Source organism: Mycobacterium sp. 012931 (assembly GCF_000419295.1).
In the GTDB taxonomy this organism is placed as follows: domain Bacteria; phylum Actinomycetota; class Actinomycetes; order Mycobacteriales; family Mycobacteriaceae; genus Mycobacterium; species Mycobacterium marinum.
In genome coordinates, this window is the sequence record NZ_AOPX01000001.1 from 5,525,616 (window position 1) to 5,542,081 (window position 16,466).

At 65.7% G+C, this 16,466-nt stretch carries 17 protein-coding genes; 7 read left to right on the plus strand and 10 right to left on the minus strand.

Annotated elements, in window-relative coordinates:
- Nucleotides 1-108: 108 nt before the first annotated feature.
- Entirely contained in the window at nt 109-861 is a 753-nt protein-coding gene (locus MMSP_RS24200; RefSeq protein WP_036426937.1) for an SDR family NAD(P)-dependent oxidoreductase, read from the plus strand.
- Here the strand turns inward: MMSP_RS24200 and MMSP_RS24205 are convergent.
- Both MMSP_RS24205 and MMSP_RS24210 read right to left on the minus strand, forming a co-directional pair.
- Nucleotides 845-2,116, minus strand: coding sequence for an Ig-like domain-containing protein (locus MMSP_RS24205; RefSeq protein WP_231395790.1), 1,272 nt, complete (start codon nt 2,114-2,116; stop codon nt 845-847). The genes MMSP_RS24200 and MMSP_RS24205 overlap by 17 nt on opposite strands.
- Before the next feature lie 152 nt (nt 2,117-2,268).
- On the minus strand, nt 2,269-3,369 hold the full coding sequence (locus MMSP_RS24210) for a UDP-N-acetylmuramate dehydrogenase (protein WP_020788724.1): 1,101 nt from the start codon (nt 3,367-3,369) through the stop codon (nt 2,269-2,271).
- A gap of 26 nt (nt 3,370-3,395) precedes the next feature.
- Here MMSP_RS24210 and MMSP_RS24215 point away from each other — a divergent pair, with 26 nt between their 5' ends.
- From MMSP_RS24215 to MMSP_RS24230, 4 genes are all read left to right on the plus strand, one after another.
- Complete coding sequence (locus tag MMSP_RS24215) at nt 3,396-3,920, plus strand: DUF2505 domain-containing protein (protein ID WP_011742104.1); 525 nt, start codon at nt 3,396-3,398, stop codon at nt 3,918-3,920.
- Between the two features lie 1,056 nt (nt 3,921-4,976).
- Nucleotides 4,977-6,134: a hypothetical protein gene (locus MMSP_RS29660; RefSeq protein WP_304412623.1), complete on the plus strand. Its 1,158-nt coding sequence runs from the start codon at nt 4,977-4,979 to the stop codon at nt 6,132-6,134.
- A gap of 30 nt (nt 6,135-6,164) precedes the next feature.
- A complete protein-coding gene (locus tag MMSP_RS24225; protein ID WP_020788726.1) occupies nt 6,165-7,007 on the plus strand; it encodes a carbon-nitrogen hydrolase family protein in 843 nt (280 codons plus the stop codon).
- Nucleotides 7,004-8,050 (plus strand): DUF2993 domain-containing protein, encoded by a 1,047-nt coding sequence (locus MMSP_RS24230; protein ID WP_174524118.1) that lies wholly within the window; start codon nt 7,004-7,006, stop codon nt 8,048-8,050. The genes MMSP_RS24225 and MMSP_RS24230 overlap by 4 nt, the downstream gene beginning before the upstream one ends.
- An 18-nt stretch (nt 8,051-8,068) precedes the next feature.
- Here the strand turns inward: MMSP_RS24230 and deoC are convergent, their stop codons facing one another.
- From deoC to MMSP_RS24260, 6 genes are all read right to left on the minus strand, one after another.
- Nucleotides 8,069-8,749, minus strand: a complete 681-nt coding sequence (gene deoC / locus MMSP_RS24235) for a deoxyribose-phosphate aldolase (protein ID WP_020788727.1) — start codon at nt 8,747-8,749, stop codon at nt 8,069-8,071.
- Complete coding sequence (locus MMSP_RS24240) at nt 8,749-9,231, minus strand: DUF2599 domain-containing protein (protein WP_020788728.1); 483 nt, start codon at nt 9,229-9,231, stop codon at nt 8,749-8,751. Before MMSP_RS24240 ends, deoC begins: the two co-directional genes overlap by 1 nt.
- A 4-nt stretch (nt 9,232-9,235) precedes the next feature.
- A complete protein-coding gene (locus MMSP_RS24245; protein ID WP_015354451.1) occupies nt 9,236-9,523 on the minus strand; it encodes a DUF2516 family protein in 288 nt (95 codons plus the stop codon).
- Between the two features lie 152 nt (nt 9,524-9,675).
- On the minus strand, nt 9,676-10,266 hold the full coding sequence (gene hbhA / locus MMSP_RS24250) for a heparin-binding hemagglutinin HbhA (RefSeq protein WP_020788730.1): 591 nt from the start codon (nt 10,264-10,266) through the stop codon (nt 9,676-9,678).
- A 354-nt stretch (nt 10,267-10,620) separates the two neighbouring features.
- On the minus strand, nt 10,621-11,037 hold the full coding sequence (hbhR, locus tag MMSP_RS24255; protein WP_012392742.1) for a transcriptional regulator HbhR: 417 nt from the start codon (nt 11,035-11,037) through the stop codon (nt 10,621-10,623).
- Nucleotides 11,038-11,122: 85 nt separating this feature from the next.
- The gene (locus MMSP_RS24260) at nt 11,123-12,460 is read right to left on the minus strand and encodes a DUF445 domain-containing protein (RefSeq protein WP_020788731.1); all 1,338 of its coding nucleotides are present in this window, start codon (nt 12,458-12,460) and stop codon (nt 11,123-11,125) included.
- A 137-nt stretch (nt 12,461-12,597) separates the two neighbouring features.
- Here MMSP_RS24260 and MMSP_RS24265 point away from each other — a divergent pair, with 137 nt between their 5' ends.
- Together MMSP_RS24265 and pcaA are read left to right on the plus strand one after the other, a co-directional pair.
- A complete protein-coding gene (locus MMSP_RS24265; protein ID WP_084472644.1) occupies nt 12,598-13,302 on the plus strand; it encodes a TetR/AcrR family transcriptional regulator in 705 nt (234 codons plus the stop codon).
- Between the two features lie 156 nt (nt 13,303-13,458).
- Complete coding sequence (gene pcaA / locus MMSP_RS24270) at nt 13,459-14,322, plus strand: cyclopropane mycolic acid synthase PcaA (RefSeq protein ID WP_011742094.1); 864 nt, start codon at nt 13,459-13,461, stop codon at nt 14,320-14,322.
- A gap of 231 nt (nt 14,323-14,553) precedes the next feature.
- On the opposite strand, the gene MMSP_RS24275 is transcribed toward pcaA, so the two are convergent.
- Together MMSP_RS24275 and MMSP_RS24280 are read right to left on the minus strand one after the other, a co-directional pair.
- Nucleotides 14,554-15,414 carry a cyclopropane mycolic acid synthase family methyltransferase gene (locus tag MMSP_RS24275; RefSeq protein ID WP_020788733.1) on the minus strand — a complete coding sequence of 287 codons (861 nt, stop codon included), beginning with the start codon at nt 15,412-15,414 and terminating at the stop codon, nt 14,554-14,556.
- 135 nt (nt 15,415-15,549) lie between these two features.
- Nucleotides 15,550-16,416, minus strand: coding sequence for a 3-hydroxybutyryl-CoA dehydrogenase (locus MMSP_RS24280; RefSeq protein ID WP_012392737.1), 867 nt, complete (start codon nt 16,414-16,416; stop codon nt 15,550-15,552).
- Nucleotides 16,417-16,466 lie beyond the last annotated feature (50 nt).

Genomic DNA, 16,466 nt, shown 5'->3' on the forward strand with positions numbered 1-16,466 from the left:
AAAGTCAGCGGCAACAACAGGCGCCCGCGAAGCGACGCGGGGCGGTGCTGCTGAACATGGCACTGTGGTACACACCGCGAATTTAGCACGTTTACTAGAGTGTGCCCGATGACAACTACTGACGCTGGAAACCGAGTCGCAGTGGTCACCGGCGCCAGTTCCGGGATCGGCGAAGCAACCGCCAGAACTCTTGCCGCGCAAGGGTTTCACGTGGTCGCGGTGGCTCGTCGCGCGGACCGGATAACTGCGCTGACCGATCAGATCGGGGGCACCCCAATTGTGGCGGATGTCACTGACGGTGCGGCAGTGGCGGCCTTGGCGGACGGACTGAGCCGCGTTGACGTCCTGGTCAACAATGCCGGTGGCGCCAAAGGGCTGGAACCGGTGGCCGACGCCGATCTCGAGCATTGGCGCTGGATGTGGGAGACGAATGTGCTGGGCACGCTGCGGGTAACCCGCGCGCTGCTACCCAAGCTGATCGCCTCCGGCGACGGGCTGATCGTGACCGTCACCTCCATTGCGGCGCTGGAGATCTACGACGGCGGCGCCGGTTACACCGCCGCCAAACACGCCCAGGGCGCACTACACCGCACCCTGCGGGGCGAACTCCTGGGCCTGCCGGTGCGACTCACCGAGATTGCACCCGGCGCGGTCGAAACGGAGTTCTCGTTGGTCCGGTTCGACGGCGACGAGCAACGCGCGGACGCGGTCTACTCCGGGATGACTCCGCTGGTGGCCGCCGACATCGCCGAAGTGATCGGGTTCGTGGCCTCACGCCCCCCGCACGTCAACCTGGATCAGATCATCATCCGGCCGCGTGACCAGGCCTCAGCGACCCGACGGGCTAACCGCCAGGTGTAGTAGTGCTCGGTGTGGTCGGTGTACCCGACAGGCTGGGGGCAGTCGACGGGGTGGCCGGCGCCGTGATCGGGATCTGCGTACCAGGCGTACGCGCCGACGGAGCCGGCAGCGCGGACATCGACAACCAGGTGTCCCAGTCCACCGCCCAGTCCCAGATGTCGCCGTCTGAGTAGGACAGCTCGATCGTGCTGCCGGTGACCTCAACCGGGTCGCCGTATATCGCCGAGTGGAAGTACTCCTCAGCGTTGGACGTCGACAGATTGATGCAGCCGTTGGTGACATTGCTGTTGCCTTGCGCGCCCGCGCTTTGCGGGTTGGCGTGGATGAACTCACCGTTGTTGGAGATCCGCACCGCCCAGCGCTCGTGCACGTTGCTGTATCCGGCGGCCGGGTTGGACATGTAGAAGTCCGAGTACTTCTCGGTCACCACATGGACACCGTTGCGGGTGACGTTGCGCGCCAGGTCGGCCTCGCCGTAGCTGCACGGGAAGTCCATGATGACTCCCTCATCGGTGACGACCTGAATGCGGTGGGAGGGGACCTCGGCCTTCACGATCTGGCGGCGCCCGATCTGGAAGTTCAACGTCATGTCTTGGGCACCGTAGGCGCCGTCGCCGAACGGCAGCCCATAGAGCTTGGCGTCGACGCTGACCGTGGTGCCCGCGGGGTAGTACTCGCGCGGGCGCCAGTGCACCCGGGCGCCCTTGGCCTCATCGGGCAGCCAGGCCCAACTCCCCTCCACCGGCGGGTTGGTGGTGACGTGGAGCGCACGTTCCACTGTCGCCTTATCGGTGATCGGTGCATCGAATTGAATGATGACCGGCGCCGCGATCCCGACAGTCTGCCCGTCGGCTAACTGGAAGCCCCCGTCGATCTGCTTGTCCGGCGTCACGGTGGTGAACTTGCCCCCCACCGGAATCGCCTTGCCGTCGTGGCCGACAGCCGCACCACTCCAGGTGTAGGTGGTGTCGTAGCCCAGTGGTTCGGTGACCGTATAGACGGTGCGTTCCTGGTTGTAGGCACCGGCGATGACCTTGCCGGACGGATTCTTCAGCACGACCCGCTGGAACCAGCCGTTGCCGACCTCGACACTGACCGGATCGATCGGCAGCACGTCACCAGCGGCATCGGTCGGCCGGAAGATCAGCCGCGGCGCCTCGGGCGCCTTCTGCTCGGCCTGCTTGGCGACCTTGCCCGAACAGGCGGCCAAAACATTTGGCGCCAACACACCGGCCCCAAGGGCCATCAAAGCCATGCGCCTATTGATCGGCGCCTGACTCTTGGGTGCGCTGGATGTGTTCACGGGATTCCAAGATACCGGGCGCAATAGCGCGCAAACGGTCCTCAAGCGGCCCCGTACCCGTCGCAGCACGATGCTCCAGACGGGCTCCGGGCCAAAAGTAGCAGCTACAACGCGCAACCAACCAGAACGGGCTCCGGTTTCAGTGTGATACCAAACACATCACGAACTCCGTCACGCACTGTCCTGGCCAATACCATAACGTCCGCTGCCGTCGCGCCACCGCGATTGGTCAAAGCCAGTGCGTGCTTGCTGGACAGTCGGCATCGGGCGTGCGGGTCGCCGGGATAGCCCTTGCCGAACCCGGCCCGCTCCAGCAGCCAGCCGGCAGCCAGCTTGACGCCGTCCGGTGCCGGGTAGTGCGGCACCGACTCCCCGGTCTGGGCCGCCAGCCGTTCGTAGATCTCGGGCGCGACCACGGGATTGGTGAAAAACGACCCCACGCTCCAGGTGTCATGGTCCGCGGCGTCAAGCACCATGCCCTTTCTCGCCCGCAGCGCCAGCACCGCATCGCGGACCGCCCGCGGCTCGCCACGCTCGCCGCTATTCATGCCCAGCGCAGCCGTCAGCTCGCCGTAGCGCAGAGGGGCGCTGCGGCCCGAGGCATCCAGCGCGAACTCCACCTCTAGGACCACCGCCGGCAGCGCCAGCCCGTCGGCTTGCTTGAGCACGCTGGTTCGGTAGCCGAAAGACAGGTCGGCGGCGGGCACCCAGCTCACATCGCCGGTGCTGCGGTCCAATAGCCGGACCCGGGTGATGACGTCGGACACCTCCACGCCGTAGGCGCCAACGTTTTGTACCGGCGTCGCCCCGGCCGATCCGGGAATGCCCGACAGGCATTCCAGACCGCCCAGACCGCGTTCGATCGCCGCGACCACCACTTCGTCCCACACCGCGCCGGCCTCCGCGCGCACCAGGTTTCCGTCGATGGTGACCCGGTCGTTGGCCACCCGCACCACGGTCAGGTCGGCAAGGGCGTCGCCGATCACCACATTGGAGCCGCCCGCGAACACCAACACCGGCCCGCAGTCTCCGTTTCGGGCACGGTCATCGAGCTCCCGGAGCACGCCAACCAGCTGATCGGTGGTGTCGCAGGTGACCAGCGTCCGCGCGACCGGCCCCACCCGCAACGTGGTCAATGGCGCCAGCGGCACCGACTCGGCGACGCGCGCACCGGCGAATAGCGAACCGACATCGCGCCGTTTCATGGCCCGTAACGGTAGCCTGGCCAGCTATGCCGCGTTCATTCGACGTGTCAGCCGACTACGAAGGCAGCGTCACCGAAGTCCTCCAGGCTTTCTACGAGGAGCAATACTGGCGGGCCCGGCTGGCAGAAACTCCAGTGGACGTCGCAACCCTGGAGTCAATGCGGGTGGACGGCAAGCCCGGACACGACGGGACCATCGAAGTGGTCACCTTGCAGACCGTCTTCAGCCACAACTTGCCGGGCCTGGTCACCCAGTTGCACCGCGGAGATCTGTGCATCCGGCGTGAGGAAACCTGGGGGCCGGTCAACGATGGAACCGCAACGGCGTCCATCGCAGGGTCGATCGTGGATGCGCCGGTGAATCTATGGGGCACCGGAGTCCTCACGCCCAACCCCAAGTCGGGCGGCTCCCGACTGTCGCTGCAACTCACCGTCCAGGTACGCATCCCTTTGATCGGCGGCAAGCTGGAACGGATGATCGGCACCGAGCTGAGCCAGCTGGTGACCGTAGAGCAGAAGTTCACTACCGAGTGGATCGCGGACAACGCCTAAGTAGCCCCAACTAGGCGCGCTAACACGTGCCGCAACCGATCCCGGTTCCGATCGCCGGGAGACGCCCGCAAGCCGGCTCTCAACGCCTTCGCCGCAACATGCATCGACCGGAATTGGTCACCTCAGCCGGCGATGATGCGAGCGCCACAGTCCCTGAGCTCCGCGTAGTCCCAACTGCAGGGCGTGTCCGTCCGTCTCGATGTTGAGACGGGTTTGGTGGCTGCCGGTGGTTGTTTATGCAGTTCGGGTTGGGGTGGCTAAGACGCTGGTGGGCGGCGTGCGGGAGCGGTGGCAACGGCGGCAACGGCGGCCCCGGCAACAGCTCCACCGGCGGTAACAGCGGCAACGGCGGCGGTGGCGGCTTGGGCGGCTACGGCGCTACCGGCGGCACCGGGGGCAAGGGCGGCAACGGCGGCAGTGGTGGCATCGGCGGCAACGGCGGCAACGGCGGCTTCGGCGGCGGCGGCACCATCAGGGGCACCGGCGGCAACGGCGGCAACGGCGACAACGGCGACAACGGCGACAACGGCGACAACGGCAGCAACGGCAGCAACGGCAGCAACGGCGGCAACGGCGGCAACGGCGGCAAGGGCGGCAACGCCGGCAACGGCACCGTGGTCACCGGCTTGGGGGGCAACGGCGGCAACGGCGGCGATGGAGGGCACGGCAACGGGTCAAATATCGCTGGAGGCAACGGCGGCAGCGGCGGCGACGGTGGTACCGGTGCCACCGGTGGCGCCGGCGGGCGCGGCGGCGCCGGTGGCAACGGTTTCAACAACGGCGGCGACGGCGGTAACGGCGGCAGCGGCGGAAACGGCGTGGTCAGAGGCAACGGCGGCAGCGGCGGCAACGCCGGCAACGGGGGCAACGGGGGCGACGGGGGCGACGGGGGCGACGGCGCGATCAGAGGTGATGGCGGCGCCGGGGGCAACGGCGGCAACGGCGTCGGGACCCTTAACACTGTCAACCCCAACGGCGGCAACGGCGGCAAGGGCGGCGAGGGCGGCAACGGTGTGATCGCCGGCGCTGGGGGTGACGGGGGCACCGGCGGCGCAGGTGGCGGTTTCCAAGCCACCGGCGGCAGCGGCGGCGACGGCGGCGCTGGCGGCTCTGGTACCACCGGAGGCACCGGGGGTCGCGGCGGCGCCGGCCGGTGGGGCCGGCGGCACGGGCGGTGTCGGCTCCAGCACCGGACTCACCGGCCTGGGCGGGCACAGCCCCACCAGCGGCGGGGACGGCGGAAGCGGCGGAAACGGCGGGCGGGGTGCGGTCGATATCGCCGGCGGGGCCGGCGGGACCGGAGGTAACGGCGGGGCCTACGGCAACGGCGGCGACGGCGGCGACGGCGGTGACGGCGGTGACGGTGTCAACGGAACACGCGGGCTGACCGCGATCACCCCAGGGGGCTCGGGCACCGACGGCAGCGCCGGCAGCGCCGGCGGCGCCGGCGGGTACGGGGGCAACGGTGGGGCCCTGGCCGGCGACGGCGGCGACGGTGGTGACGGCGGCAACGGCGGCTACCCCGGGGTCGGCGGGGCCGGCGGTAAAGGCGGAATCGGCGAGACCATCGGACTCAGCGGCCTCGGCGGCTACAGCCCCATCAGCGGCAACGGCGGCGACGGCGGCGACGGCGGCAGCGGCAGCGCTGGCACCACCGCCCACCCGGCCGGCTTTGACGGCGGTGCGGCGCTGGCGGCTCTGGTACCACCGGAGGCACCGGGGGTCGCGGCGGCGCCGGCGGCGCAGCTGACGGTTTCCAAGCCACCGGCGGCGCCGGCGGCACCGGCGGCGGCGGCGGTAACGGCACCTCCACTGGTGGCGTTGGGGGTAACGGCGGCAAAGGCGGGGGCGCCACCGATCTCGAAAGCGTTGCCGGCAGCGGGGGGCAACGGCGGTAACGGCGGTATCGGTGCCACGGGAGGCAATGCTGGTCGCGGCGGAGACGGCGGTTCCAGCACCGGCTTCGGCGGTGGTGGCGGTATGGGGGGCACCGGCGGCCTTGGCAACGCCGGATACGGCGGATACGGCGGCGACGGCGGTAAGGGCGGTGACACTGGCGGTGGCGTCGGCCGCAGCGGAGGCACCGGCGGCAAGGGCGGCGCCAGCACCTTGAACGGCCAACAGGTTGCGGGCGGCAGCGGCGGCTCCAGTAAGGCGCCAGTAGGCAATAGAGGCAGCTCCGGCGGCACGGGCGGCCACCCTGGCGGCCTCTGACCCGCTTCCAGGGGTCCTAAGCTGGCTGCTATGCGAATCGCGCTGGCACAGATTCTCAGTGGCACTGACCCAACAGCAAATCTTGAGCTGGTGCGTGACTATGCCGAGCGGGCGGCGGATGCCGGCGCCAGGCTGGTGGTGTTCCCCGAAGCGACCATGTGCCGGTTCGGCGTCCCGTTGGGACCCGTCGCACAGCCCCTGGACGGCCCCTGGGCCAACGGAGTGCGCCGGATCGCCGCCCAGACCGGAATAACGGTGGTGGCGGGGATGTTTACCCCCGCCGATGCCGGACGGGTATCAAACACACTGTTCGCAGCGGGTCCGGGCGCACCGAATCAGCCAGATGACCACTACCACAAGATCCACCTCTACGACGCCTTCGGCTTTGCCGAGTCGCGTACCGTCGCGCCGGGACACGAGCCGGTAGTGGTCACGGTCGACGACGTCCAGGTCGGTTTGACAGTTTGCTACGACATCCGCTTTCCGGCCCTCTACACCGAGCTGGCTCGGCGCGGCGCCGAACTGATCGTGGTCAGCGCCTCCTGGGGCTCAGGCCCTGGCAAACTTGACCAGTGGACGCTACTGGCCCGCGCCAGGGCCCTGGATTCGGCCAGTTATGTGGCCGCGGCGGGTCAGGCCGACCCGGGAGACACCGCGTCGGATCCGGGCGGAGGTTCCGGTGCACCGCGAGGGGTGGGCGGCAGCCTGGTCGCCTCCCCGCTGGGTGAAGTGGTGGCGTCAGCGGGGTCGGACCCGCAACTCGTTGTCGCCGACATCGACCTCGCCAAGGTAGGTGCGGCACGCGACAACATAGGAATGCTGCGCAACCAATCGCGCTTCACTCAGACTGATAAGGCACAATCGCGTAGGTGACGAACCCGCAAGGCCCACCCAACGAGGGCCCGTCGACTTGGTCGCGTCCCAGCAATCAAGGCCCCCTTGGCCGGGCCCCGTCCCCGGTTGACCCGTCTGGTGGGCCGTTCCGTTCGGGCGAGCCCGCCAACCCCCAGCAAGAGCCGCCGACGATGGCCGGCATCGGCCCGCAGCAGACGGAGCCCATCGCCGCCAGCAACGCCGATTCGCGGCGGCCGGAATCCACTTCTCCGCCCGCCTCGAGCGCCAGTAAGACGACGTCGGTTGCCACGCCAGAGGAAGAGCCGCTGGCGGGAACGCGCAAACGACGCTCACGCCGGGACCCACTATCCATCTTTTTGATTCTGATCATCGTGTTCTCGCTGGTCCTCGCCGGCGTGATCGCCAGCGAGCTCTACGCTCGCCATGTCGCCAACGGCAAGGTTGCCGCCGCGGTGGCATGTGAGGTCAAAGACAAGGCCACCGCGTCGTTCGGCGTGGCGCCCCTGTTGTTGTGGCAGTTGGCAACCCGCCACTTCACCAACATCACGGTCGAGACGGCGGGCAACCAGGTGCGTGACGCCAAGGGCATGAAGCTTCGAATCAGCATTCAAGATGTCCATCTCAAGAGCACGCCGAACTCCGCGGGCACACTTGGAGCACTGGATGCCACCATTTCCTGGACATCGGATGGCATCAAGGAATCGGTGCAGAACGCGATCCCGATCCTCGGCGAGTTCGTCACCAACAGCGTGGTGACACACCCCGCCGACGGCACCATCGAACTCAAGGGCATGCTCAACGACATCATCGCCAGGCCAGTGGTGTCCGGCAAGGGGTTGGAGCTGCAGATCGTGAGCTTCAATACGCTGGGCTTCTCACTGCCGAAGGAAGCGGTGCAGTCGACACTGAACGACTTCACCGCAGACTTGACCAGGAACTATCCGCTGGGGATCCACGCGGACAGCGTTCAAGTCACCACGACCGGTGTGGTCAGCCACTTCTCCACCCGCAACGCCACCATCCCGACCGGTAGCCAGAATCCCTGTTTCGCCAACCTCTGAGCGCGGTGTAACCGCAGATCAGTTCTGGCCGAGCCCCTCGAGGACCGCTCGGGTGCCGGACAGGCCCAGCCTGGTTGCACCGGCACTGAGCATCGCGACCGCGTCGGTGGCGGTCCGGATGCCGCCGCTGGCCTTGACCCCGAGTCGTCCGCCGACGGCGCTGGCCATCACTTCGACGGCGCGCGTCGAGGCGCCGCCTGCGGGATGAAAGCCGGTAGACGTCTTGACGAAGTCCGCTCCGGCGTCCTCGGCGACCCGGCACACGCCGATCAGCGTGGACTCGTCGGCCAGACCCAATAGCGCCGCCGACTCAACGATCACCTTCAGCACCGCCCCGGAGGTCGCGCAACGCACCGCCTCGATGTCGGACCGCACCGCATCGAGGTGCCCGTCCAGCGCGGCACCGACATCGATGACCATGTCGACCTCAACGGCACCGCAGGCAACGGCAAGCGCCGCCTCATGCGCCTTGATCGCCGAGGCATGCTTGCCCGACGGGAAACCCGCCACCGTGGCTACCCGGACGCCGCCGGCCGAGACCGCGGCGGGCACCATCGACGGCGAAACGCAGACCGCGTAAACGCCGAGGTCGGCGGCTTCTGCCACCAGGGCCACCACATCGGCGGCAGTAGCCTCGGGCTTGAGCAGGGTGTGATCCACCAACGCCGCCACCTGGTCTCGGGTTGGTTGACCCGGCATCAAGACTGACCCCCGTCTGCAGACGACACAACCGCCCGTGAAAGTTCGGCCTCTTCAGGGCCGCCCGGATTGCAGCCTGAGGCAAACATCTCGGCGTCATCGACCACCGGGCGCCACGGCTCGAGATTCCAGCTGCTCTTGCCGGGTGCTGCGACCTCGGCGAAATCCCAGTGACAGACGAACTGTGCCCGCATGCCAGGGGTGTCGGCCTCCGGAGCCAACGCCAGTACCTCCGCCCACGCCTCCTCCGCGGCCGCGGCGGTCATGCCGAACTGGCTGGCGGCCGCGCGCCCGGCCGACGTCGGGAACACGCGCAGGCCCCGCAATGACCCCCACTGCGCCCATTCGGTGTGGTCCACGAACGGCGGCGAATGAACTGGCTGCGCGGCGCTGGCATCTCCGGCACCCGCATCGGCCGCAGCATCAGGCGCGCTCAGCATGGCGATAAGCACCGCGACTGGCGCGGCCAACAGGACTTTCATCCGGCTAGCGGGATTTGCCCTGAATCTCGAGCAGCTTGGGCCGCACGTCGACCAGATAGACCCCGGCCGCACACGCGGCTATCGCCATCCCGAGCACGCCGAAGACGAAGCCCAGGATGGAGGTCAGTGCCACAGCCGCGCCGAGAATCACCAACCACACCGGCTTGGTCAGCTTGTCAGCGGCGGTATAGGCATCAGGCCGCTGCATCGCTGCATGCACAAACGCGTACACGGCCGTTACCAGGACGGCGATCTGCAGGACCAACAGGACGGTACCTACGAGTTGGCTCACCCCTAAAGACTATGCGGGCATTGGCCAAAACGTCGACTCCGAGCCGCCTTACCGGCGACTCGCGGGCCAAAAACGCCGACTCCGAGCCGCCCGACTGGGCGACTCGGAGTCGAATCGTGAATGTTATCGGTCCGAGCCGAGCTCGGCCCGGATCACTTCTGGGTGACCTTCTTGGCCGGAGCCTTCTTGGCAGGCGCCTTCTTGGCGGCCGGAGCCTTCTTGGCGGGAGCCTTCTTGGCGGGAGCCTCGAGTTCTTCCTTCTTCGGCAGCTCGATGCCGACCAGCTTGGCGGCGCGCTCACCGACGGCGCGGGTCTGCGTCGCGACGGTGCCCAGCGCCTCCTGGGTCAGCTCCACAGCCTGGTCCACGTAACCCTCGGCGCGAGCCGACACGTCCTCGAAGGCCGGCTGGCTACGCAACCGCTCCAGGGCGGCCTCGCCGCGCTGAACCAAGTCGTTGTACCGGCCGGTGGCGGCCTCCAGGTAACCCTCGGCAGCCTTGCGGAGCTCGTCGGAGGTGAAACGCTCACGCAGTTCGGTGAACTGCTCCGGCAGGTCCTCCTGCAGCTTGGTCAGGCGAGCGCGGCTCTCCTCGACCCGGCTACGGGTGTCGGTGCGGGTCTCTTCGGCGCGGTCACGCAGGTTGGCGATCAGGTCGTTGACGGTGGCCAGAGCCAGGTCGGCGGCACCGAGCGCGGCAAGCAGCGGCGCCCGCAGGTCCTCGATGTTCGTGTTTTCAGCCATGTTGTTTCCTTTCATGGATTGTTTGTCGTTATTGGCGCTATCGAGACTTGAAATGGAAGTTGGGGCATGCGTCGGCTCCTCTGGGGGAATAGTCAAGACCCACGGATTGCCGTAGCGCGCGGATTGCGGGGAACCTCCTGAGTCGTCGGATCGGTGGACGGTCCAGTTTCCAGTTGCCAATACAGGCCTGATTTTTCGCTGGTCAGAACCCGTTCCCGCGGTTCGCGATTGCCGGTCACACAAACCCGCAGACGCGTACTCGACGGCGCATTCGCAACGTCTATCCCTATTGAGTTACCCGACGGCCGGCGCTCTAGACGTCGCCAATCTCACATCTGGCGGCCGACCACTTAATCAATCGTCAATTTCAGATGGGCTCGAACACTCCTCACGGACGGCTTCGTTCTGCTGGGTAAACGACGCATAGATATCCAACAGAATTTGCTTTTGACGCTCGGTGATGGCCGTGTCGGTGATGATGACGTCACGCACCTGGCTGGTCTCGCTCGGTTCGAGAATCCCGGCACGCACATAAAGGACCTCGGCGGATACCCGCAGCGCCTTCGCAATCTGGGCCAAGACATCAGCGGACGGCTTGCGCAGCCCACGCTCGACTTGGCTCAGGTAAGGATTGCTGACACCGGAGCGCTCCGCAAGCTGCCGCATCGAGACGTGCGCATTCTCGCGTTGCGTCCTGATGAAGCTGCCAATATCGGAGGCCTTAGAGGACACCGCGGACACCTTGGCGCCCAGCTTTTCCTCCCCCGGCATCGGTGCACTCCCTCGCTAGTGGTAGTCGTTTACGCACCCAAGGGTACGGAGAGGTGCTTGCTTTTGCAAGCGCTTGTTAGCACCCTCAGAACAGCAAGTGCGCGATAGCGAAGATCACCAAACCGGCCAGCGCCCCCACAACCGTGCCGTTGATCCGAATAAACTGCAGGTCACGGCCGACGTGTAGTTCGATGCGCCGACTGGCTTCCTCGGCGTCCCAACGCTCGATCGTCTCGGTGATGATTGCCGTGATCTCGACCCCATACTGCGAGACCAAGTGCTGCGCCGCCCGCACCATCCAGTCGTCCACCTTGTCGCGCAGCTCGCCGTCGTCGCGCAGTGATTCGCCGATTCGGACCACCGTTTCGGCGATCCGGCTGCGCAAGACGCTGGACGGGTCGTCAACGCCCTCGAGCACCAGCCGCTTGATGGTTTTCCATGCGGTCGCCGCGGCATTGGCGACCTCGTCGCGGGCCATCAACTGGTCTTTGATGGTGTCGGCGCGCGCAATGGTGCTCGGATCGTGCTGGAGATCGTCAGCGAACTCGAACAGGAAGCGGGTCGCCGAACGGCGCAGTTCGTGATCGGGGTTGCGCCGAACTTTGTCGGTGAAATCCATCAACTCGCGGTGGATGCGGTCGCCAACCATGTGGTCGACGAATCGCGGCGACCACGTTGGCGAGTCGCGCTCGACCACCCGCTGAATGATCACCCCCGCGTTCAGTGACCACTGAAAGGCACGGTCGGCCAGCAGCTGGATCAGGGCTTCCTGCCGGTTCTCGGCCAGGACGGTCTGCAGCACCCGCCCCACCGGCGGACCCCACTGCGGCTCGGCGATACGACGCACGATCATCCGGTCGATCACGTGCTGGACGTCATCGTCGCGCAGTAGCTCCATCAGCACCCGCAGCACCGTGGCGGCCTCGGCCGCCACCCGTTGGGCATGCCCGGAATCCGCGAGCCATTTCCCCAGCCGGCCGGGGACCTGCGCATCGCGCAACTTGGTTTCCACCACCGGGGCCGACAGGAAGTTCTCCCGGACGAACGTGCCCAGCCCCTCGCCCAGCTGGTCTTTCTTGCGTTTGATGATTGCGGTGTGCGGGATCGGGATCCCCAGTGGATGCTTGAACAGCGCCGTCACCGCGAACCAGTCGGCCAGCGCACCGACCATGCCGGCCTCCGCGGCGGCACCGAGGTAACCGACCCACAGCGGCGCCCCACCTTGAGCCTGCACCCACCGACATGCCAGGAACACGATGGTGGCGCCGACGAGGAACCCCAGCGCCACCAGTTTCATCCGACGCAGGCCCACCCGCCGGGCCGCATCTTCCTGCGGATCGGCGCCGGCGAACGACTCAGCAAAAGACATCCGGTGTATCGATGCCGGCGGCGAACTCGAAGGCTCGGCTCTGTGTGCCACCACACCATCATCCGCTATAACTGCCACGGGTTAGTGTGACTGCACTGTTGTGGGGCCTCGCGCACGCACCGCCGATGCGCCATATGTAACTGCACAAGCCGTAGTATCAAGGGCGTCTAGTAAGTGGAAACCAGCAGAAAGTGGTAGAGCGTATCCCGGCTATGACGGGGAAAACAGATGGTCGCAAGCGGCGCTGGCACCAACACAAGGTGGAGCGGCGCAACGAGCTTGTCGACGGCACGATCGTCGCGATCCGCCGACACGGCCGCTTCCTGAGCATGGATGAGATCGCGGCCGAGATCGGGGTCTCCAAGACGGTCCTCTACCGCTACTTCGTCGACAAGAACGATCTGACGACCGCGGTGATAATGCGCTTTGCGCAAACCACCTTGATCCCCAACATGGCGGCAGCGCTGTCCTCCAACCTGGACGGCTTCGACCTGGCTCGCGAGATCATCCGGGTCTATGTCGAAACCGTCGCCGCCGAACCGGAACCGTATCGGTTCGTGATGGCCAACAGCTCGGCCAGCAAGAGCAAAGTCATCGCCGACTCGGAGCGCATCATCGCCCGCATGCTCGCGGTGATGCTGCGCCGGCGCATGGCCGAGGCCGGGATGGACACCGGCGGCGTGGAACCGTGGGCATACCTGATCGTCGGCGGTGTGCAGCTGGCTACCCACTCCTGGATGTCGGACCCGCGGATGACCAGCGACGAACTCATCGACTACCTGACAATGCTGAGCTGGAGCGCACTGTGCGGCATCGTGGAGGCCGGCGGCTCTCTGGAGAAGTTCCGTGACCAGCCGCACCCGTCGCCGATCGTGCCCCCACGGGTGGACGACTAGGCAACTGCCTAGCCTCCTACCAGGCATCCGCGATATCCGCCGGATACCGGCGTGGGTTCTGTACCGCTGTAAAGCAGCTACCATTCATGGGGGCAACCGGGGGGCACGCCAGCGTGCGCTGAGCTAAGCCCTGTGGAACAGAAAGGCTCCATCACTATGTCCGTCCAGCTCACGCCGCATTTTGGCAATGTGCAAGCCCATTACGATTTGTCTGACGATTTCTTCCGGCTATTTCTCGACCCGAGCCAGACCTATAGCTGCGCATATTTCGAGCGTGACGACATGACCCTCGAGCAGGCGCAGATCGCCAAGATCGATCTGGCGCTGGGCAAACTGAACCTCGAGCCCGGGATGACTTTGCTGGACATCGGCTGCGGCTGGGGCGCCACGATGCGGCGTGCCATTGAGAAGTACGACGTCAATGTTGTCGGCCTGACGTTGTCGGAGAACCAGGCCGCCCACGTTCAGCAGATGTTCGACCAGATCGACACCTCCCGCAGCCGTCGGGTGCTGCTGGAAGGGTGGGAGAAGTTCGACGAGCCCGTCGACCGCATCGTCTCGATCGGCGCCTTCGAACACTTCGGCCGCCTGCGCTACGCGCACTTTTTCAAGATGGCCTACCAAGCGCTGCCGGCCGACGGAATCATGTTGCTGCACACCATCGCCCGCCCCACCTTCAAGGAGGCCCGGGCGAAGGGGCTGACGCTGACCCACGAAATCGTGCACTTCTCACAATTCATCCTCGCCGAGATCTTCCCCGGCGGCTGGCTGCCAACAATCCCGACGGTCGAAGAGCACGCGACCGCGGCGGGCTTCAAGGTGACTCGGGTGCAGTCGCTGCAACTGCACTACGCACGGACGCTGGAAATCTGGGCCGCCGCGCTGGAAGCCAAGAAGGAAGAGGCCATCGCCATCCAGTCGCAGAAGGTCTACGACCGCTACATGAAGTACCTCACGGGTTGCGCGAAGCTGTTCCGCCAGGGCTACACCGACATCGATCAGTTCACTTTGGAGAAGTAGCCACACCGGCTAGCCGCCCGGTCGCGTTCCGCGGGACGCGATCGGCGGCTTGGCGTTGGCGTTGTCGGGAACGGGCCGTGCGCCGGCCGCATGAGCGCTTGCGAGTGTCTTGGTGTATCGCGCCGCGGCCCCGCCGCCCCAGCTTGACCCGTCTGACACCCCCCAATTGACGCAGAAACGCCCGACGGAATCATCCGCCGGGCGTACCGCGTACTTCCAGGTCTGGGTGACCTACTTGACCAAGGTGAACTGCCCCACGTTGCTGATGCCCTTGCGGAAGAAGTTCTCGCATCCCGTCAGGTAGTGCATGTACTTGTCGTAGATCTCCTGGGACTGCATGGCGATGGCCTCTTCCTTCCTGGCCTCCAGATTCGCCGCCCAGATGTTGAGCGTCCGCGCGTAATGCTGCTGCAGCAATTGCGCTCTTTCAACGGAAAATCCGGCCGCCTGCGCAAAATTGAAAATATCTTCCTGCGCCGGCAACTGTCCGCCGGGAAATATCTCTTGGCCGATGAATCGCATGAATCGGACGTCACTCATCGTCACCTTGACGCCCATCTCATGAAGCTGTTTCTGCGTATAGGTGAGAATCGTGTGCAGCAGCATCCGGCCGTCGTCGGGGAGAATGTCGTACGAGCGCTCGAAGAAGGCCGCGTAGCGCTCCATCTTGAACGCTTCGAAAGCGCCGATGGTGACGATGCGGTCGACCTTGTCCTCAAATTCTTCCCATCCCTGCAGCCGCACCTCGACGGTGCGCTCGGTGGGAATCTTGGCCATCTTGGCCTTGCTGTACTCGAATTGATTGCGACTCAGCGTGATACCGATGACGTTGACGTCATACTTCTCTACCGCCCGCTGCAGCGCGCCGCCCCAGCCGCAGCCGATGTCGAGCAAAGTCATCCCGGGCTCGAGGTTCAGCTTGCCCAGCGCCAAGTCAAACTTCGCGTTGGACGCCTCCTCCAGCGTCATGTCGTCCCGCTCGAAGTACGCACAGGTGTACGCCATCGTCGGGTCTAGAAATAGCGCGAAGAACTCATCCGAAACGTCGTAGATTGATTGCGATTCTTCGTAAAACGGCCTCAGCTCGGTCATTCCGGAAAACTACCTCTCATCTGTCGATCCGGGGCAAATACTACCCGATGTTCAAAACGCCTGTCACACGACTGCAACGACGCCACCTCGGGGCTGTGACCTTCACGTGAGCCGCATGTGAGGCAGCTGGAAATTTCAGTAGGTATAAAAACCTTGGCCCGACTTCTTACCCAACTGACCCGCCTCTACCATGCGTAACAACAGTGGCGGCGGACCATAATGCGGTTCCTTGAATTCCTCAAACATCTTGTCGGCAATCAACTTCAGGGTATCCAAGCCGACAAGATCGGAAAGCCGCAGCGGGCCCATTGGATGAGACAGCCCGGCAACAACCGCTTTGTCGACGTCTTCGACGGTAGCGAATCCGGCCTCCACCATGCGGATCGCCGACAGCAGATACGGCACCAGGAGTGCGTTCACCACAAAGCCGGAGCGATCCGAACAGCGCACCACCTGTTTCCCGAGCACCGCGCTAGCAAACTCCTCGGTGCGAGCCACGGCGGCTTCGTCGGTGACCAGCGTGCTGACCAACTCGACCAGCGGAAGCACCGGTACCGGATTAAAGAAGTGCAGCCCCAGCACTCGCCGCGGATTCTTGGTGGCCGCGGCAACCTTCATGATCGGGATGCTCGACGTGTTCGACGCCAGCACCGCGTCAGGATCGGTGACCACGCGGTCGAGGTCGGCAAAGACCTTCGTCTTGACGGCCTCGTCCTCGATGATGGCCTCGATCACCAGCTGCCGGTCGGCCAGGTCATTCAGGTCGGTGGTGAACGTCAGCCGGCTCAGGGCGCGGTCACGCTCACGCTCGGTGACCTTGCCTGAGCTGACGCCACGCTCCAGCGACTTGACGATGCGGTTGCGGCCCGCGGTGATCAACGCCTCGGTGGTCTCGAACACCGTGACTTCGACGCCGGCACGCACCGAGACCTCCGCAATGCCGGATCCCATCTGTCCGGCACCGACAACCCCTACTCGCTGGATTGCTGCATCGCTGCCCATCTATTTTCTCTCCCGCGAATCGATTTTGTGACGCATTGCAATAGGCCCCG